Below are 20,973 nucleotides of genomic sequence, written 5' to 3'. Positions count from 1 at the left end.
TTCTACCATTAATAACAATTATTATAAATGTACATAGCAAACGGTACCCCAACAATTATAATAATAATGATGCCTTATATTAACCTTATATTGTGGTACTAACTTTTTTAAATATAGAGGAATTTCCCAGAAATCATCTAATCTATGATATAAACAAATTGCCATCTTAGGTTTTTGTTTTCTAATAATATTTTCTGCTCCCTTAAGTGCATTTTGTTCTGCTCCTTCAATATCCATTTTAATTAATGTAATTTTATTACCTAATAAAATATCATCTAATTTAATTACTTTAGCTATATTTTTATTATTAGATTTATATATACTAATTCCATCAGATCGATCGTTCGCTGTCCCCTTACCATAAGTGATTTCACACTCTTGATTCCATACGCCTAAATTGTAACATTTAACTTTTTTAGTAATATCACTATCATAACAAGCAACTGCTTCAGTTAACATCCTGTAATTATCGGAATCTAATTCAAAAGCAAATATTTTTTCAAACATATTATTAGTTTCTTTAAGGAACGTATCTATAGTATCACCATTATATGCACCACAATCTACAAAACATTCATTTTTTGACAAGTTAAAAAGACCAGTGTTAAAATATTCGCCACTACTATATAATTCTTCATAGGAATAATTCGAATATAATGGAGAAATATGGTTGCATATAACATTAACAAATACTTTTCTAGATTCTTCATCACTTAAACAATTATATGCATCAATAAGCTTACCTGAATTATTTTTAAACCATTTTTTGTCACAGGGTAAATCCATTATTGTATCTAAAGATAAATCATTATATGTTATACAATTATTTATACCAAGATCTTTAAGTTGTTTTTCTACTTCTCTTGGATCACCTAGCATTAATATTACTACAACATTATCTAATGACTTTAATTCCTCTATCGTAATAAATTTTAGTCCTTTATAGTTATTATCCTTTAATATTTCCTCGGCTTTTTTATAATTGTTATCACAAAGCATATTTACATGGAATCTTTCCATAACATTTTGTTGTAAAAAGGCTTCCTTAAAATATGTTCCCAATCCAAATACACACACATTTTCTGCGTTATAGACTATGTTTTTTTTATTGAAACTTCCACTATTTGTTGCATATTCAATGGCTTTTTTTAATTGGTCTAAATATTTATCATTACACATATTTGGTACTCCTCAATAATTACCATATTATTATTTTATGAATTAGTGTAGAGTTTGCTACACATTTTTAAAAATTATTTTTCCAAAGGTTATTGATAGTATTAATGACGGATAAAAATTAAGAAGTAAAGCTTTCTATAGAAAGAAAACTCACTCCTTATAAAACTTTGTATTAATTATTTTTAATTTATATACTAATCTTCAATTTTTATTTTGTTGTGATATATTATTAATATATCTTTTTAGTGAAAGATATGCACTAAAATAATCGTTCTTTATATTATCTAGTAATAAATCAATGTGATTATATAGATTTAACTCTATTAATATATTAATTCTATAAAAAATAACTTTCATTACTCTGAAATTTATCCATTCTAATGCTTCTTGATCACTTAAGCCATATTTTTTTTTGGCTTTTATTTTTAAATCTTCTAATGCTAATATCGTTGAGTTATCATGTTCTAATTTTTCTATTATATTTATTTCAGTATCATTTATTTGGTATGTTCCACTGGTTTTATAAACTCTATAAACTCCACAATAAGAATCTATGAAGCCTATATCTCCTACTAACATCGCATTTAAGTATAAAAATAAGTCTTTATAAGTTGAATTTTCTTTAAAACAATTAACTTCTTTTAACTTATCTTTATTAAATAAGGATGTTACAACCGATGTAATATGACCATATTTATAACTTTTTTCATAATTTAAGAAATACTCTAATCCAGGTGTTACTTTATCGTTTTGCAAATTAATCCCGATTAATTTTCCAGAATCCATATATAGATTTTTACATTTTGCAAAAACCAATGATAAGTTTTCATTTTCATCAAACATTGATACTGCTTTTGAGATAAAACTATTATCTATTAAATAATCATCATGATCTATTATTTTCACATATTTACCATTTGCATAATTATAAAAAGCATTATTATAGTTATAATGCATTCCCATGTTTTTATCATTTCTTATATATTTAATTCTTTTATCTTTTAAATAATTTTTTACAACATTTTCAGTTCCATCTGTTGAACAATTATCTGTAATTATTATCTCCATATTGGGATAATCTTGAGATAATATACTTTCTATAGTTTCAGCTATATATTCTTTTCCATTATAAGTTGGAATAATAACACTCACTTTATCATTTTGTTTTAAATTAATATTTATTTTTTTATTTGTAGAATCTAAACTGTCCACTAATAATCACCTCCATATCCTTAATATATGTGAAAACTTTTATATGGTTAAAAACAAAGATTATAAAGGAATAATAGAATTAGTTAAAAAATATGATTAATGTAATGATATTTGTTTTATATATAAGTTCTAATTAACTTTATGCATTCAAACCATTCGAAAATGTAGATGAATATAAATGTTATAGATATATCTTATTTATATATAAATATAAAACAAAAAGAGAATTCATTAAATGAATCCTCTTTTTAGTTCTTATATAAAAAGTCATTATTATGTAGACTTTTATATTTTTTACTAAAGTTTGTATAAATTTTATTTTAGATCATTAATATTTCCTGCTTGGATGTTTTGTATATTCTTTTGAATTTTTTCATAAGGCCAATCCCACCATTTTAAAGTTAGCAATTTTGAGATCACCTCATCACTAAATCTTTTTTTTATAACTTTTGCAGGAATGCCACCAACAATTGAATATGGAGGAACATCCTTAGTGACTACTGCTCTAGTTCCAATAACTGCACCATCACCAATTGTAACTCCTGACATTATAATAGCTTCATAGCCTATCCATACATCGTTCCCTATAATAATATCACCTTTATTGTTCCAAGCATCTTTTATGCTTAAATTTGTATTCCATTCCTCATAGAAAATGGGAAATGTATAAGTTGATAAAGAATTTAAATTATGATTTCCACTATTCATGAGAAATTTTGCCCTGCAAGCAATGGAACAAAATTTTCCTATTATTAGCTTATCATTATTTATAGGATAATGATAAAGTATATTATTTTTTTCAAAGTCTTTAGGATCATCGTAAAAATCGTTGTACATTGTGAAATCGCCAATTTTTATATTAGATTTTGTAATCACATTTTTAAGATATACTATTTGATAATCATTAGTTCTCGGATATATTTTATTTGGATCTGGAATAACCATGTTTAATTCTCTCCTCTTTTAGATTTTTTGATGATTATTCCATCATTACAATACATATTTTCATATAATCACTCCTTAAATTATAACATGTATTAATATTTTAAATCTTTACGATTAGTTTAAATTACTTTCTTATATCAATAAAAGGATTTTTTCTTCTTACCATCTTTTAAATAAACCCCTTCATATTGATTGGAAGCTATAGCACCATCCCATAAGGAATTTTCAGAAATTAAGTTATCTATATAAAGATCATTAATTCTATGTCATATTTATGAATAGAATTAATAATATTAAAAATAGATTAGTAATGGATTTTCTAATTGAATGTTAAGTACAAAAAAATGAAGGGAGTTGAAAATCCATGTAATCTATTTATGTAATCTGATTATAAAATATATTGATTACTGGATTCAATAATAATATTAAAGAATTGTACTAGGACAGTTAATCAATAAATTCTAATTTATAAACAATACTTTTGAAAGGGAATTTGTAGCAAATAATTAAAAAGCTTTATGTAGTTAAACTATTTAATTATTTAACTACATAAAGTTTTTATTTTAGAAGTTCTAATACATTTTTAGCTTGTTGATTAGCTTGAGCTAGCATTGCTTGTGCTACTTGAAACAAAATACTATTTTTAGTATAGTCCATCATTTCTTTTGCAATATCAGCATCCCTTATTCTGGATTCTGCTGCTTCTAGATTTTCAGCAGTATTATCATTTATTGAAACTACATGCTCTAACCTACTCTCATAAGCCCCCAGGCTTCCCCTAAGTGAAGAAGTTTTTCCTACTGCTTCTTGTAACTTTTTTATTGCATCAGAAGCATCTTGTTGAGTTTTTATATTAACTCCATCTAAATTTAGAGAATGTGAAGTCATAGACTCAAACGTGATAACCATTGATTGACCTGCATTAGGACCTACTTGTAATGTTACGGAATTATTATCTTTATTTAATAAATGATTCTTATTAAACTCAGAGTCATTTGCACTTCGTGAAATCTCTTTTTTTAGTTCTTCAAATTCTTTACTTAGAGCGTCTCTATCTTCTTGGCAAAGTGTACCATTAGATGCCTGTACAGCCAACTCATTCATTCTTTGAAGCATAGAATGAGTTTCATTTAAAACTCCTTCAGCTGTTTGAAGCATAGAAATTCCATCCTGGGCATTTCTAGAAGCTTGGTGTAATCCTCTAATTTGACCTCTCATTTTTTCAGAGATAGCAAGACCAGCAGGATCATCACTAGCTCTATTTATTCTCAAGCCAGTCGTCATTCTTTCTATAGCTCTGCCCATTCGTTTTTCAGCAACAGACATTTGTTTCCATGCAAACATTGCATTAATGTTATGGTTAATTATCATAGTAAATCCCTCCCTATAGGTATTCTACCTCCTTTGACTTCCTTAATTTTTATAATTATACCATTAGTTTTTTTATCGAGGTAAATTTGTATTTCTTTACAAGATGTGGTGATAAAGTGATTTAATAATATTAAAATGTACTATAATTTAATTGAGAGTATTACTTTTGATTGTATCTAATGCTTTATTTAATGCATCTTCTGAATAATCCACTTTAATATCAGGTTCTAGAACTCTTTCATCATTCTTAGATTTATCAGGTCTTAAAAATTTTTTATGAGAAATTTGCCCTTCAAGTTTAGAATTTTTAAGCTGAAAATCAAGGGCATCACCAAAAGAAGAAGGCATATTACTACAAGGTTGTCCCACTAATGTTCCTAATTTACCATCTTTTACCCATGTGGCCATCCATTGCGCTGAGCTAAAGGTATTTTCATTCATAAGAACATATAATTTTATATTTTCATTTTTAGTAACGTTATTACTCTGGTTATCTTTATAATATCCACTTTTTTGTAAGAAACCATATCGTTCACTTGCTAATGGCGAAAATCTTAGTACCGCACCAAAGTTACCAGGTTTCATTTTAATAGCTTCTAATAATTTTAAACAAGCATTAGAGGTACCTCCACCATTATTACGAACATCAATTATTACATTTTTAATATTATTTTTAACAGCTTTATTTAAATCATCTAAAGTCTTACCAAAACTATTATTTAGTTCACAGGTTTCAAGCTTTATATAAATTGTTTTATCATCAATTGTTTTACTTGAGATTTCATGTTTATTGTTCACAGTATAAGAAGGAATTTGAAAGTTTACTTGAATATCCTTTTCACCCTCTTTATCTTTTACAGATAGGGACATGTCCTTAGAGCAATCAATGCCTGCAAGTGTTAAGAGGTCTTGAGATTTTACATAGTTTGAAATATTAACGCCTTTGGCAACATAATTTTCAGCTGGAAATAAATCATCAATAGTAGATATAACCTTATCTATAGATACTCCATTAATTTTTGTTACTACTTTATCAGTAGGAAGGTTTTTCTCATCTAATAGAACTAATTTTTGATTTAAGTATTTAAGTTTAACATCAAGATAATATTTATCCCTGCAATATATTCGGGTATGACCATCTTTTATAGAAGATAAATATCTACTAATACAGTATTGAAAATCTTTTGTGGTCATATCTTTATTAGTTTCTTTTAAAAATATTTCTTTTGCATTTTTATATTTTTCCGGAATTGTTTCTAAAAAAATGGGATGTGTAGTTTCCATTATTTTTATCATTTGCGTAGTATCCTCTTTTATTTCATTAGCTTTTAAAAGCTTTTCTAGTGAAGCATCACCTAAACTAACATAAGGCTTAGGAGTGTATATTTGTATGATTGTATTATTATACATATATATATATCCTATACAGATAATTAACAATAATATGGATGTTATTATTAAAATCTTTTTTTTCATATAGTATCCTCCAATCAGCTATTGACTTGAATAATAGACCCTTGTATTACATATTATAACACCCAAGTATTATTTTAGGCTATTTTTAATTTTATAACATTAATATCTAACTTTTATACAATTGAATATTTATTAAATAATATCTAAAAGCTATTAGATTATATCAATAAACTATTATAGCATTAAACTAATTTTCCAAAAATGTATAATTAATAACAGAATGAGAACTAAAAAATTAAATGTCTATAAATTAAAATAAGACTACAAAAATAAATTAAACCTCTTTGTAGTCTTATTTTTTATATAAAATTATTATTTGTATATTCCATATTTTATTATATCAACATATTTATCAAATTCTTTAAAGAACTGCTCCTTATTATTTAATAAATCTTCTACTCTATTTTTGTACATTTCAGTATATTTCTTAGAGAAGGCTTCAAATAAACTCATAGTTATGAATATAGCATCTTCTTTTTTTACAGTTGGTTTTAATAGTTCTAAGTCCATATAATCAAGAATGTATTTTTGTAGTATTTGCATATTTGAAGTATAGTTCTTTATATATAGATTATCTAAATTTTCTTTTAATTCTATAGGCATGTTTAGGAAGGCGTCTAATATAATTTTTGAATGAAGTGGATATTCTATTAATAATCTTTGCTTTGTCCATCCAACTTCCATTATCCTTTCGTAAAAATCGCCTTTATTTATTTTATTCATATCATTTATTAGTTTTTCTGTAATAAGATCTAAGCAATATTCTACTATATATAGATATAGATTCTTCTTGGATTTAAAATAGTAAAATAAACTTCCCTTAGCTATTTCAGAATTTTGAGCTATTATATCTGTAGAAGATTTATCATAACCTTTTTCAGAGAATTCATCTAATGCTGCTTTTATTATTTTATTTTGCTTTTCTTCAGTTAAATTTTTAAATTTATCATTCATTAAATCACCAATAATCCTTATATTTTAAAGTCTTTCTTATTGTAAATAATAAAGGTAGATGTTATAGAAATAACAATAATTATTAAGGATATTATAACATATTTACTTTCTAAAATTCCATTTTTACTCAATATATCACTAGGCATTACATAATGATAAGGAGATAAACATTTCATCCATTTTATTTTCTCAACTACACCAGAAAAGATACCAAGCATATAGGTTGTAAAAAATATAGAAAGTATACATGGGGTTGCCATACTAACTTTTTTTATTATAGTTGATATTAAAAAGCCTACACTTAAGAATACCAACTCTGCTAAAAACATTCCTTTAAATATAGATGTTAAATTAGATATATATTCATAATTCTGATTTTTAAAAGCTTCAAATAAAATTATGGTTACTAAAAACAAAATCAAGTTAAAAAATATTACTAAAGTAAGAGAGGATAAAATTTTTATTATTACTATTTCACTTCTCTTTATAGGCTGGGCATACAAAAATTCGATAGTACCTTCACTTTCCTCTTTGATAAGTGAATTTGCACCTAGCATTCCAGCATATATGCAAGCTGCCATTAAGATATATTGATTACAATATGCAAAATACTGAAGTAAGTCTGAAAAATCTATAGATTGAGATATACCTAGGGCATCTCTCATAGCTTTAGGTATAGAATTCATTTCTGATTTCATAAGTTCTGCCATTCCATTATTTTTAATGGATGGAAACATGGCCATAAATAATATTAAAAGACCAGACATAACAATTACCCAAATCAAAAAGGTTTTAATCATACTTTTTATTTCAACTTTATATAAGTTCATTTTAACAATCCTCCTCATAATAGCTCATAAAGCTTTCTTCTAAAGATGGATTTTCTATTTTTAAAGAATTCAAATTAATAGTATTAAGTTTGTTTATAAGAGAATTTATATTACCGTTATATAAGAAACTAGTAGTATTATCTTCTTGCTTAGGATTAGAGACTTCTTTAGAAGTAATTATTTCATCTAAAGAGTCATCACTTTCAATTATAACTTTTACTGTATCTTTACCTAGTAAATCTCCTATAGTCTTTATACCTATAAGTTTTCCTTCTTTTATGATAGCAACCTTATCACAAAACTTTTGAACTTCAACTAAGTTATGAGAAGAAAAGAATATTGTCATTCCGTTTTCATTTTCTTCCTTTAATAACTTAAATAATCTTTTTTGGATTAGTGGATCTAAACCGTTAGTTGGCTCATCTAAGATTAAAAGTTTAGGCTTATTTATAATAGCTTGAATTATAGCTATTTTCTTTTTGTTACCTAAAGATAGGTCAGAAATTTTTTTATCTTTGTCAACATCAAGAAGCTTACATAAATAATCTAGCCTATCTTTGTCGGGTGTTTTTTTAAAGCTGATTGCATAATTAAGGAGTTCTGAAACCCTCATATGCTTATAATAATTTACCTCACTTGGTACAAAGCCTATAAGTTCCTTAATCTTTTTACTATCTTTCTCACAATCTAAGCCGAAAATCTTAGTTTCACCAGAGGTTTTAAAGATAAGATTTAATAATGTTCTAATAGTAGTAGACTTTCCAGCTCCGTTAGGCCCTATAAAGCCGAAGAATTCACCTTGTTTAACTATCAAATCTAAATTGTTAATACCTCTGCTTTTACCATAACTTTTAGTTAGTCCTTTAGTCTCAATAGCATTCATAAAAATCACCTCCGAAATGTAATTGACTCATCAGTCAATTACATTCTATTCTCTTTTGACTGATAAGTCAATAACTTTAAAAAAATAACTAGTAAAATATAATAATTTTACTAGCTATAAATGTTTGTTATTTTACAATATATAAGAAAACTCCTTCTCTTTTATCATTCAATAAAATTTCTTAGACAGTTAATTATATATTAATATTTAATTTCTAGGGTAATTTATTACCAGCAGATATATATAAATCGTACCATTCTTGTCTTGTTAATTGAACATTAGAAGCTTTGCATATATCCTTAAGCCTATTTACATTGGTAGTTCCTACTATTGGTTGAATTTTAGCTGGATGTCTTAATATCCAAGCTATAGCTATAGCTGAATTGGTTACACATTTCTTTTTTGCAATCTCATCTATTTTCTTATTAAGCACTGGGAACTTATCATTATTTAAAAATACTCCCTCAAAGAAACCATATTGGAAAGGTGACCAAGCTTGTATAGTAATATCATTTAATCTACAATATTCTAATATGCTACCATCTCTATCTATGGATGGAGCTATTTGCATATTTACATTTAAACCTGAATCAATCATGCCTGTGTTAGTTAAACTTAGTTGTAATTGATTTATAATAATTTTATTATTTAAATATTTATTTAGAAGTTCTATTTGCATTGGATTTTGATTGCTTACCCCGAAATATTTTACTTTTCCTTGTGAATGTAATTTTGTAAAGGCTTCTGCTACTTCTTCTGGTTCCATTAAAGTATCTGGTCTATGAAGTAATAAAGTATCTAAATAATCTGTATTTAACCTAAGTAATATTTTATCAACAGAATCTATAATATGTTCCTTTGAAAAATCAAAAAATCCTGGTCTTATACCACATTTACTTTGTAGTAATATTTTTTCTCTGATAGTTGGATTCATGTTTATAGCTTCTGAGAAAATTTTCTCTGATGTTCCTGCTCCATATATATCTGCATGATCAAAGAAATTAATTCCCTCCTCTAAAGCTACATTTATTAAGTAATTAGCCTCATTAGCCGATAAAGCTGCCATTCTCATACAACCTAAAGATATTTCTGAAGCTTCTAGTTTTTTATTGCCTATATTAATTTTCTTCATACTAACCTCCTATAACAACGGTATCTATAATATAATAGATACTAAATCTATGCTGTCTAAATTTATTTTTCTTCTTAAAATTTTTCTATTAAATCTTCAAATGAAATTTTATCATTTTTAATAATTTCTCTATTATCTTCATCTTTTGAAACCATCCTAAACACTATAAACTCAGCAATTTTATTGGTAGAATTTTCTATTAGATGTATAGAGTTTTTAACTCTTATCACCGATTTTTCTTTTACGGTTTCTTTTATAATTTTCCCTTTATCAATCCAGTTAATATTAATTTCACCATTAGTTACAACAATACATTCTTCTATCCTTGAATGTTTATGCCAATCTTGAACTGATTTAGCAGGAATGGAGTTTAAATGAATTTCAAATTCTTTAAAAATAAAATAATTCACCTTAGTTCCACTACATTTCATCATTTTTATCGACTCTTCAACTTTCATAATCTCAACTTCTTTAGAATCCATACTCTCTACATTATTTGTTTTCAAACTATCTAATAATATTCTATTTACAACTTTACGTCCATCAGTCATCCAAATTTTAATTTCCTCTAATTTATGCTTATCAAAAACTTTTTTCTTATTTGTAAGAACATATTTCTTTAAATCCTCATCATTCATCGAGGATTTAAATTTTTCATGTGGATAATGTATGCTTTTAAAACCTTTATCTAATATTATTTTAACATTACTTTTAAATAACGATATGCCTAAGTCTATATCTTCATATCCCCATGTATTAAAAGATTCATCAAACATACCTACATTTAGTAATGTTTGCTTTTTTATAGATGAGAACCCAACCCAATATATAACCCATGGTGCTGGCCATTTGTTTAAATCTTCTCCAAATTCCCTATACATTTCTTCCCGTAAATCAAATATTTTATTTTTATTAAGTATTTCTATATATTTATCTGTATCAAAAGGGTCTATATTTAATGACTCAATATAATTCTTATTTTCATTAAACTCATCAAATCCATATACATATCCTAGTATTGCACAGTTTTCATTTACTTTATGATTTGTTATTGCCCTACTTATAGCATTTTTAGCTAACAGTATTCCACAATCAACAAATATTATTATTTCTCCTTCTGACATAGTAATTCCTTTATTCCTTGCAGTTGCAGCCCTATATCCTTTATTCTCTTGAAATATATATTTAAGATTTATTTTGTTATAATAATCATTTAATATTTCTACTGTATTATCGGTTGAGCCATCATCTATAATTATAACCTCATATTCTTCATACTTTACATTTTGACATACTATAGAATCTAGCGTTAATTTTAATAAGTCAGCTCGATTGTAGGTAGGTATTACTATACTTGCATTATATTTATAATTCATTTTGCTCATCCTTTCCGTATATTGGTTTGGTAATCAAATATCTAAGTCCTCTTACTTGCAATGCTTGTATCAATTTATCCAAATTTATCTTTTTTATTAAGCAAAATACAAATCCACCTAATCCACATCCTGTTAATTTTGCTCCAATTGCCTCGTTTTTTAAACACAACTTTACAATTTCATTTATTAATTCTGTTGAATTTTTCAAATATTTATCCATCAAATTATGTGCTTGGGTTATTCTTTCACCTATAAGTTCTTCATTTTTTTTCTTATTAAGCTCTAAAATTAGCGTTCTTATTAAAGCATTGCAATATTCAATATATTTATCAAAATATTCTTCCTTCTCATTAAATCTCTTTAACTTTTCACTATTTATTTCTTTAGTACTACTCTTAATTCCAGAATCTATAAGAACTATATAAGTATCATTATCAAAATTATAATTTACTAACGATATCTCATCTCTATTTCCATCATAAACTATTATTCCATTAGATTCACATGCATAAAAATCCATACTTCCTACATTACACCCAAGCTCTTTAACCTCAACAAATTTGCATAAATCACATAATTCTTTTGTATTTAAATTAGTTTTATAATAACAATTTAATTCCTTAAATAATGCTACTAATACAGCCGCACTACTGCTCAATCCAGATTGCATTGGGATATTAGATGTTATACTTATATTTATTGAATTTATATGCTTATACTTCTTATCAAAAGTCTTTAATCCAGCAACTACATAATCATAATAATTTCCCTCGTATTTATATTCATTGAATTCTTTCTTCGATAATTTTTTTTGTTCTAGACTACAATCTGATTTTATAAAAATCCCTGGAAAATCCATATTATATATTTTCACTGTAGTTTCCAATTCGATTCCACATAACACTGACTTTCCACCTGCCCAATCTAAGTCCTCACCAGCCAAACAAATTCTTGCATGCGCTTTACTCATAATAAAATTCTCCTAAACAAATACATCTTTTTCATCATTATATTGAATCTCATCTAGTTTATCTGAATCTTCTATCAATGAATTAATTAATATATTTAAATCATCTCTAATACAGAAAAATTTGCAATGAGTGCTTGGGTCTAATTTTGATATAGCGTCCTCTTTATCTTTACTAAACCAAATATTTTTGAACCCATCTTTTACATTACCTAAATTAAATTGTTCATACCCTCTTTTATATGGGCATGGAAATGTTCCATACGGTGTAATTACTGTTCTTAAATCTGATGCGGGACAACTTTTGTATTCTTTAGGCTGTTCTAATATCAAATTTTTGTATTGAAGTAATGACTTTGGGTATATTATTTTAAAATTTTCATTTTGTAATTGGAGTGCTTTATCTATCTCTACATATAATTTATCAAGTAAATTATCTGAATATTTAACCAGAAAATGTTTACTATCTACCATAGGTTTAATTTCAAAATAGTCACAACCTAAATTTTTTGCAATTTTAGCTGCTTCAAAAACTTCATTTACATTTGAAAACCCTTCATCTTCTATAATTAAAAAACTATATCCTAAAATACCTTTTTTTATTTTTGATAGCTCTCTCATATTGTCAAAAATTCTTTCCAAAGAGTCCTTGACATCATTAGGTCTTACTCTTTTAAATGTTTTCTCATTTGCAGCATCTATTGATACCCTTGTCCACTTTGCATATTCAGCTATTTGATTTATATATCTATCTATTAATAATCCATTAGTTGTAATACCAACATTGATTTTTTTCTCATTACATTTCTCAATAGCTTTTCCAAACCCTAAATGCATAAGTGGTTCTCCCCCACCTATAAATATTATTCCCTTTACACCACATTGAGATAATTCTTCTATTAATTCAAGTAATTCATCATTTGTAAAAGAATCTTTTTTATTAATTAGATTTGAATTTATACATTCTGGACACTTAAACATACATTTAGATGTGGGATCTAATTCTATAATTTGTGGAAAACCTTTTTGACCGTTGACATAATTTTTTATCCAGTCTTTATACTCTAAAGATAATAGTTTGTGATTAAAATTTAATGTATTCATATAGTTATCACTCCTTAACAATATTGTCTAAATTTTAACACTTTTCTATTTTTTTGTAAATATAGATAAATTTATAAGATACTATTTGACGTAGTTCTACATGAAATAGTATCCTTTTGTTATGTTATGTTATGTTATTTTACGGATGAATTACACTATAAAGATGAGCTAATTAGCATATTTCAGCTATATTAACAAAGCAATAATATTAATCTAATACGGGATTACATTGCAGAATATAGTATTAAAATAAGTTTGTTTAATATTAACAATTTATAATATTATTCACACAAGATAAGCGTTAGAAATCTAATGAGAAATTATTACAAAGACGAGAATTAAATATATATTTAATTTCGGTATTATAGAGTTTTATGAAAATAGGATTATCAATCTAAAAACATTGATAATCCTACCTTTAAGGTTTTAAACATTAATATTTATTTTAATAATATGAAATAAATATTTGATTATTTATTTTGACGAATATTCCTGTAAATATCTTCCTTTTTCCAATATCCACTTTTTATAATAGTGTCTTCAATATTTTCTTTAGTTACAAGGGTTACAGGCTCTATAATTGCTGGAACGTTTTTTTTTTCATTATTAATTGTTGAATTTATATCTATAGGCTCTCCTTTTATTAATTTGATTGCGGAAGCTATAGCTGTTTTAGCTAATTCTCTAGTATCTTTAAAAACTGTCATCGATTGAGTCCCTTGTATTATTCTTCTAATACCATCTAAATCTGCACCTTGACCTGTAACAACAACTTTACCATCTAAGCCTTGTTCTTCTAATGCTTTTATAGCCGCGCCAGCAGCAGCATCATTTGGGGCTAATATAGCATCAATTTTATTATTGGCTAGTAAAATATTTTTTACTATATTATAAGCTTTTTGAGGCGACCAATTGATTAATGATTCCTCTGAAATTATCTTAATATTATTTAGATATACTAAAGGAAGTATGAATTTCATAGCACCTTCTTTAAAAGTTCTAGCATTAAAATCGTTCGGATCACCAGATATAATAATATAATTTCCTTTAGGTACTTTTTTAATAAGAAATCTTCCTTGAAGTTCACCAGTTTGTATATTATCATTACCTATATACAGGTCTAAATCACTATTAAAGATAATTCTAGCATAAGCTATAACTTTAATTCCTGCCTTTTTTGCTAATTCAACTGCTGAAGCTAATGAAGCTGAATTAACGGGTATAATAATTAATACGTTAATTCCTTGAGATATAAGATCTTTTATTTGTTTGATCTGTAACTCAGGAGTATCATCTCCAATTTGCATTTTAAGTTTAATACCTTTGCTAATAGCCTCTTTTTCCATAGCCTCTTTATCTCTAAGCCATCTTGGAATAGTAGTAGAAGGAAAAGATACGCCGATTGAAATGTCTTGTCTAGTATTAAAAGTTTCTATTCCTAATGTTTGTTTTTCAACATATAAAACGGGAATAACAAAAGTATTTGGTCTTGTTATATACATGATATTACCTATGAAATAATTAGTTATATATATAGTATATTCAAGTTTTGGATTAGTACATATAAGTTTTTTAAAAAATTATTTTATGTTGATAATGAAGTTCATTAAGTTTTTCCCATAATGGCTTTATAAGCTCAATTTCTTTTATATCTTTTTCGATTATACAGATATTCATAAAATTCACTCCAGTCTAATTATTTATTTTTTATAAATGAAACTCCTACTCGTTATCGTTCGTATGAGTAAGTTCCATTAACTAAATCAGAGATGTAGAATGGTACTTATAAGTAATAATTTAAATATATACATTGTAATATACTCTCTACAAATTAAATTTAATATTAATTTTATTTTCTTGGTTTATGCATAAAATTTTCACTATTTCTTTTAAAACCATATTGCTCATAAAGTCCATGTGCATCCGTAGTAAGTAAAGTCCCATACAAAGTTTTTAAGTCTGTATCTTCTGTAATAAATTTTATAAGTGATTTTCCTAGCGCTTTACCCCTATGATCTTTGTCAATAATTACATCACAAATATAATACGTTGTAGCATAATCTGTAATAACTCTTGCAAATCCAACTTGATTGTTACAGCTATCAAATATTCCATAACATATAGAATTATCAATTGATTTAACAATAGTTTCTTCTGGACGATCTGTAGCCCAATATGTTTGTTTCATTAAATTCTTTATATTTTCAATTTGTAATTTAGATTTATCTTTACTTATATAATATTCTTTTAACATTTTTATATATCCTTTCGTATTATGTAAAACAAGCTTTTTTTATATTAATTATTGTTTATTAGGATGAATTTTATATTGAATTTATTATAACATAATTTATAAAACATCTTACTTATTAGATGTATAGTATGACTTTATTTTAAAAATGCTCCTAACCCAAAGAAAATAATAAAACTATAGAAGAAATAACCAAAAATTTTTACAGAAATATTTTCATTTTTGATTAAAGGCAATTTTTCTTTTAAGTTTAAAAAATTAGTATACAATGAGGTAAAAAGTAAAAACATTATAGATAATAGTGGCTTAATAAATAAGCCTGAAATAACAAACATATACCATAAAATAGCTATGATAGTTTTCCAAGGGGTTTCTGTTCTAAAACCTGGAATTATCTTGTAAATTTCTGACAACTTAATAGGGCTTGCATTAGTTGAGGCTAATGCTTTGTTGTCTTCGGTTAAATCATAATTTATTATAGGCTTTTTAAACATTTCTTTTTTGTTTTTTTCAAGTGATAAAGATTTTTTACTTTCATCAACTTCTTCAAATATATTTTCTAAATCCTTTTTAAGCTCTGATACAGTTTGGTACCTATTTTCAGGAGAAAGGTTTGTACATTTTTTTATTATAGGATTTAAGATACCTGGATTTTCAATATCTTGAGGATAGGCTCCAATAGTTAAAACATTTATAAGTATACCAATAGAGTATATGTCACTTCTAATGTCAGTTCTATTAAAGCAATATAATTCAGGCGAAATATAACCTTTTGTGCCTAATAATGCGGTATCCTTTTTTGAGTATTCTTTGAAAATTTTTGAAACATCAAAGTCAATAAGTTTAAGAATACCATCATTATTTATAATAATGTTAGATGGTTTTATATCTCTATGAATTATTGGAGGATTCAAATTATGGAGTTTTTCTAGAGCGCCACATAATGTAATCATGTATAACGCAACCTTTTTTTCATCTATAAGATAGGATTTTTCCTTGATCTCTTCTAATGTCAAACCATTTATAAATTCCTCAATAATAATTAATTCATTATCTATTTCAAATAAATCATATATTCTAGGTATATTGTAACTCTCAATAGATTTAAGCATTTTATATACATTAAGATTGTAATTTTCAACATGTTTTTTTATATATATTTTATTATCAAGTGTATTTTTTACTAAATAAACTTTACTTTTGTGAGTAATATTTAATTGAGTTAATGTAACATATTTAGATAATTCATTTTCACAAAAATCATCCATTATAATAAATCTCCTTTGGGCTTGATTTTATGTTATTGGAATTATATCATAATATAGGAGATTATTCAATTTTAAGCTAGGTGGTGAGACATATTTTGAATAGTGAAGAAACATCTGAGTTATATGATTTATTAAGTGGAATAAAGGATGAAGAAAAATTAGAATCATATATGAAAGATATAAAGGACAAATATAGAAATGATGATTTTGCTAGTCTTTTTTATGAGGTATGTAAAAGAAATAATTTAAAAAATAGTGATATAATATCTAAAATCAATATTAGCAGAAGTCATTATTATGACATTATAAATGGAGTAAAGAATCCAACTAGAGATAAGATTATTCAACTTTGTATTGTAGCAGGATTTACTGTAGATGAAACACAAAAAGCCTTAACTAGGACCAAGTGTGGCATATTACATTCTAAATCTGAAAGAGATACTATAATAATATTTTGTATAGTAAATAGATTTAGCTTAGTGGAGACAAATGAAAAGCTTTATGATAAAAGGTTAGAAATTCTTGTTTAAATAGTCTTTAATACAAGATTAATTTTCCTAAGCTTCTATATTATATAAACTAAACTGAAGCTTAGGAAAATGATATTTTTATGCTCTAAAAATAACTTTATTTTATATTTATTATTTTTTTATAATACATTTTTTTATATCTACATCAATAGATTTTCCATCTATTTTACCTTCTATAGTTATAGTATCACCTTTTTTTAGTCCTGATACTTTATCTACTTCAGCTTTATCTTCAAATGAGCAATTAACATGAGTAATTGCAAGATCCTTATATGAGGATAGTCTTACATGGGTTATTCCTAATACAACACTTATATCTTCAACATTTCCTGTTATAGAAGCTGATTTTCCTTTATAATCTTTATCTGCTTTAACTTCATTCTCGTCATAAGCTTTAGCTAAATCAGATGAATTTATTTTAATATCAGGTTCTGCTTGTTTAGTGGCTGAAGTGTTAGCTACTTTATCTTCTTTTATATCCTTTTTACCTCCAACAGCTATTGAAACTGAGCCTATAATCACAACAAAAATTAATCCTGTTACTATTTTGTGTCTCATAAAGAAATTCCTTTGATCTTTACCGCAATGAACACACTTGTTAACCCCTTTTGCTATTTCTGCATTACATGTTTTACAGTTTTTCATATTTGACATTTGAAAGTCCCCCTTATAAATTTAAAACTAATATCAGTTACAACAGTTTTTGTAACTGATATTAGTATATAATTTTTAAGAAGTTAATTGGTCCGCTAGTAGCGTACAATTTATAATACTGATTAATAAATATAACACATTCTATTTATATTTTTTAGCATATTATAATTTTTATTTTAAGTTTTATGGTAATTGTTTAAAAATATAATGTAAAAGATAATAAAAAGGTATATGTAATTGTTTTTATTTGATACTTTGATTAAGTTTAACTAGATTTTTAAGCTATTACAGAATTTGTATATTTTTACAATAAATGTTTTTGATGTTAATATTATATTATCATATTATAAAATTTTATAATATGAAAATTTTATTAAAGAGGTGTTCAATTATGAAAACAAAAACTTTAATCATCATTCCTTTAATTTTAGGTGCAACTATTTGTACAAGCACATCTACATTTGCGAATGCCAATACATTTGCAAGTGAAACTCAAAATGTAACTACTAGCTCTATATCAAAGCCTATTATAAATGAAGGTTACTTGAACTGGTTAATACAAAATAAGAGTTCAGATGTAAAAGTAACATTAGACAAAGAAAACAATACTCCTAGTTGGATTGAGGGTAAGTTAAGCGTAAAGCCAGTATTAAATTCTAATGAAGCTTTAGAATATTTGAATAATAATAAGGAAGCATTATCTTTATCACAAGGAGAATTTGAAGTGTATAGTGTTGTAGATAGTAAAAATGGGTATACTTATAAGGCTCAGTTTACTATACAGGGGATGGTTGTATACGGTACTCAAGTATTCCTTCATACAGATAAGAATGGGAATGTTACTAGCATTAATGGGAATATTTTACCTATTCCATTGAGAGACTATACATCAGATGTGAATATTTCTAAGAAAGCTGCTATTTATATAGCTAATACAATACCAGAAAATTATTCAGATATTAATGCTGCAGAAGCACGATTATGTTTATATAAAGAAAATGGACAAGTACGAGTTACTTATTTAGTATATTATGATAAAGCTGTAAATGGAATAAATCCTAATTGGAATACTATTATTGATGCAACAGATGGGCATATAGTAAAGCACACTAGCGTTATATTTACTCAAAGCTAAAAATAAAAACTGGCAGTTTAATTAGTTATTAAGCTGCCAGTTTAATAAGTATTAAATAAGGTTTTAGTATTATAAATAATATTAAAGTTAAAACAAAAAATTAATAACCTATTTTAAATAATAAACTACAGTTAGCTTATTACTATTTTATAATTAGTTTTAAGAGCGTAGTTAATTCTAAAGCTTGAATAGGAGTTACTATCATTCCTGCTATATCATTTATATCTACATTTATTCCATTAATATCACAAGTTGTAAAGTCCGTATTTTCTAAAGGTGTCTTATTAAAATAAGAATTTGTAAAATCAGAATTATTTAAAAGAAATTTTTCATTTTTTATCTGTTGAAAAACCGCTTCATTAAAGTTGGACTCTGTAATATATACTCCTTTAAACTTAGAATAAGAGAAGTTTGAGTATTTAGCTAATACAGATTCAAAAAGTACATGAGTTAAGTTGCATTCATCAAAACTTCCACCAACTAACTTGCAATTAACAAATTCAACTCTATGAATACTTCCTCCTCTGAAATTAATATTAGATAAATCACAGTTCTCAAATCTAGTATCTAATAAATCTATATTTCTTAAGTTACAATTATCAAAGATGACATTTTTAAATATACAAGAATCAATAACAAGACCAGAGTCATCTTTATCTGATATAGTTATATTCTCTACAAGTTTATTTTGAATTTTATAAGCGTCTAGTATATCTTCATTAATATCATCTATTTCTTCAAAATCATCTATAAATTTAGGTTTTTGGATTTTAAATGTTTTACTACTCATATATTATTTTTAGTGAAATAAAGTAAGGGAATATTATTTCACTAAGCATACACCTCTTTTCTTTTTTAAAGTAATTATAACATAATATTTTTTTATATAAGATATTTTAAAATAAAAACCTTTTGTATAAATAAAAAAGGCTCTAGGTTACATGATAGTAACTTAAAGTCTTCTATATAATATGGTTAAATAAAGAGTTTAATAAATTTTAAAATAATTTCATTAATTTTAGGATATACTTGTTTTATACAAGATATAACATCATCTGGATTTGTTGGAGCTTTAAATAAATAGGTTCCAGTACCATTTTGATGAAAGACTGATATTACGCCATGAGCTACGCCACCTATAGCTATATCTGCTCTCACGTAACCACCAATTGCAATGTGTTTGGCAATTGCTACTCCACCTAATGACATACCATAAGCTAGTGCTACTCCCCCATTTGCTAACAATGCTGAAATAGAAATAGCACCTAATGCAACAATAAGTCCTAAAGATAATACACCAAAACTTAAAATACCAAATGATACTAATCCAAAGCTGAATATACCGGTAGATATAAAACCAAAAGAGAACACACCTTTGGCTATTTTAAATGGATTTGTACTCACATGGACAAGTGGAACTCCAAAGATTTTAGTTTTAGATATATAATCTAAGTGCTTTTTATTAAAATTTATGGATATGTTAGAATCTTTTATTCCTAAGTTTTCTCTAAACTCAGCTGCGATTTCTTCAGGGTCGCCAAGTAACATATAAGGATCATTTTCTCCAGTAACTTTTTGTTTCTCAAGGAGTGATACATATAAATCTTCTTTTATTTGGCTTGCTTTTTTCCCAGTAACAGCTATATTATATATAACTTTATCAATATAATTTTCAAATGACTCATTCATAATTTTGTACTCCTTTC

The 20,973-nt window shown here is 25.9% G+C and carries 20 protein-coding genes; 2 read left to right on the top strand and 18 right to left on the bottom strand.

Annotation, left to right across the window (positions count from 1 at the left end):
* Positions 1-21: 21 nt before the first annotated feature.
* The 15 genes from BUB01_RS09080 to BUB01_RS09005 form a co-directional block, all read right to left on the bottom strand.
* Positions 22-1,179: an FkbM family methyltransferase gene (locus tag BUB01_RS09080; protein WP_072986394.1), complete on the bottom strand. Its 1,158-nt coding sequence runs from the start codon at positions 1,177-1,179 to the stop codon at positions 22-24.
* 201 nt (positions 1,180-1,380) lie between these two features.
* Positions 1,381-2,391 (bottom strand): glycosyltransferase family 2 protein, encoded by a 1,011-nt coding sequence (locus BUB01_RS09075; RefSeq protein ID WP_072986393.1) that lies wholly within the window; start codon positions 2,389-2,391, stop codon positions 1,381-1,383.
* Between the two features lie 315 nt (positions 2,392-2,706).
* Entirely contained in the window at positions 2,707-3,336 is a 630-nt protein-coding gene (locus tag BUB01_RS09070; RefSeq protein ID WP_072986392.1) for a CatB-related O-acetyltransferase, read from the bottom strand.
* A gap of 558 nt (positions 3,337-3,894) precedes the next feature.
* Positions 3,895-4,707 (bottom strand): flagellin N-terminal helical domain-containing protein, encoded by an 813-nt coding sequence (locus BUB01_RS09065; RefSeq protein WP_072986391.1) that lies wholly within the window; start codon positions 4,705-4,707, stop codon positions 3,895-3,897.
* A 147-nt stretch (positions 4,708-4,854) separates the two neighbouring features.
* The gene (locus BUB01_RS09060; protein ID WP_072986390.1) at positions 4,855-6,183 is read right to left on the bottom strand and encodes a S41 family peptidase; all 1,329 of its coding nucleotides are present in this window, start codon (positions 6,181-6,183) and stop codon (positions 4,855-4,857) included.
* A gap of 312 nt (positions 6,184-6,495) precedes the next feature.
* Positions 6,496-7,137: a TetR/AcrR family transcriptional regulator gene (locus tag BUB01_RS09055; protein ID WP_072986389.1), complete on the bottom strand. Its 642-nt coding sequence runs from the start codon at positions 7,135-7,137 to the stop codon at positions 6,496-6,498.
* A 17-nt stretch (positions 7,138-7,154) separates the two neighbouring features.
* The gene (locus tag BUB01_RS09050) at positions 7,155-7,967 is read right to left on the bottom strand and encodes an ABC transporter permease subunit (RefSeq protein ID WP_072986388.1); all 813 of its coding nucleotides are present in this window, start codon (positions 7,965-7,967) and stop codon (positions 7,155-7,157) included.
* Between the two features lies 1 nt (position 7,968).
* Positions 7,969-8,850, bottom strand: coding sequence for an ABC transporter ATP-binding protein (locus BUB01_RS09045; RefSeq protein WP_072986387.1), 882 nt, complete (start codon positions 8,848-8,850; stop codon positions 7,969-7,971).
* Between the two features lie 214 nt (positions 8,851-9,064).
* Entirely contained in the window at positions 9,065-9,982 is a 918-nt protein-coding gene (locus BUB01_RS09040) for an aldo/keto reductase (RefSeq protein WP_072986386.1), read from the bottom strand.
* A 74-nt stretch (positions 9,983-10,056) separates the two neighbouring features.
* Complete coding sequence (locus BUB01_RS09035) at positions 10,057-11,358, bottom strand: glycosyltransferase (RefSeq protein WP_072986385.1); 1,302 nt, start codon at positions 11,356-11,358, stop codon at positions 10,057-10,059.
* Positions 11,348-12,328: a mevalonate kinase family protein gene (locus BUB01_RS09030; protein WP_072986384.1), complete on the bottom strand. Its 981-nt coding sequence runs from the start codon at positions 12,326-12,328 to the stop codon at positions 11,348-11,350. Before BUB01_RS09030 ends, BUB01_RS09035 begins: the two co-directional genes overlap by 11 nt.
* Before the next feature lie 12 nt (positions 12,329-12,340).
* A complete protein-coding gene (locus BUB01_RS09025; RefSeq protein WP_072986383.1) occupies positions 12,341-13,429 on the bottom strand; it encodes a radical SAM protein in 1,089 nt (362 codons plus the stop codon).
* Between the two features lie 470 nt (positions 13,430-13,899).
* On the bottom strand, positions 13,900-14,931 hold the full coding sequence (locus tag BUB01_RS09020) for a sugar ABC transporter substrate-binding protein (protein ID WP_072986382.1): 1,032 nt from the start codon (positions 14,929-14,931) through the stop codon (positions 13,900-13,902).
* Positions 14,932-15,278: 347 nt separating this feature from the next.
* Positions 15,279-15,683 carry a GNAT family N-acetyltransferase gene (locus BUB01_RS09010; protein WP_072986381.1) on the bottom strand — a complete coding sequence of 135 codons (405 nt, stop codon included), beginning with the start codon at positions 15,681-15,683 and terminating at the stop codon, positions 15,279-15,281.
* 134 nt (positions 15,684-15,817) lie between these two features.
* Positions 15,818-16,948, bottom strand: a complete 1,131-nt coding sequence (locus tag BUB01_RS09005) for a serine/threonine-protein kinase (protein WP_072986380.1) — start codon at positions 16,946-16,948, stop codon at positions 15,818-15,820.
* Positions 16,949-17,043: 95 nt separating this feature from the next.
* Here BUB01_RS09005 and BUB01_RS09000 point away from each other — a divergent pair, with 95 nt between their 5' ends.
* The gene (locus tag BUB01_RS09000) at positions 17,044-17,478 is read left to right on the top strand and encodes a helix-turn-helix domain-containing protein (RefSeq protein WP_072986379.1); all 435 of its coding nucleotides are present in this window, start codon (positions 17,044-17,046) and stop codon (positions 17,476-17,478) included.
* Positions 17,479-17,589: 111 nt separating this feature from the next.
* Here BUB01_RS09000 and BUB01_RS08995 read toward each other — a convergent pair whose 3' ends face one another.
* Entirely contained in the window at positions 17,590-18,132 is a 543-nt protein-coding gene (locus BUB01_RS08995) for an OB-fold protein (protein WP_072986378.1), read from the bottom strand.
* 391 nt (positions 18,133-18,523) lie between these two features.
* On the opposite strand from BUB01_RS08995, the gene BUB01_RS08990 reads away from it, so the two are divergent.
* Positions 18,524-19,267, top strand: a complete 744-nt coding sequence (locus BUB01_RS08990) for a hypothetical protein (protein ID WP_072986377.1) — start codon at positions 18,524-18,526, stop codon at positions 19,265-19,267.
* Between the two features lie 142 nt (positions 19,268-19,409).
* On the opposite strand, the gene BUB01_RS08985 is transcribed toward BUB01_RS08990, so the two are convergent.
* Together BUB01_RS08985 and BUB01_RS08980 are read right to left on the bottom strand one after the other, a co-directional pair.
* On the bottom strand, positions 19,410-20,057 hold the full coding sequence (locus tag BUB01_RS08985) for a pentapeptide repeat-containing protein (RefSeq protein ID WP_072986376.1): 648 nt from the start codon (positions 20,055-20,057) through the stop codon (positions 19,410-19,412).
* A 185-nt stretch (positions 20,058-20,242) separates the two neighbouring features.
* Positions 20,243-20,956, bottom strand: coding sequence for a DUF1700 domain-containing protein (locus tag BUB01_RS08980; RefSeq protein WP_072986375.1), 714 nt, complete (start codon positions 20,954-20,956; stop codon positions 20,243-20,245).
* Positions 20,957-20,973 lie beyond the last annotated feature (17 nt).

It is taken from the genome of Clostridium cavendishii DSM 21758 (assembly GCF_900141845.1).
Taxonomy (GTDB): Bacteria; Bacillota; Clostridia; order Clostridiales; family Clostridiaceae; genus Clostridium_AG; species Clostridium_AG cavendishii.
The sequence above is the reverse complement of the archived record's forward strand: the minus strand, read 5'-3'. Positions and strand labels throughout refer to the sequence as shown.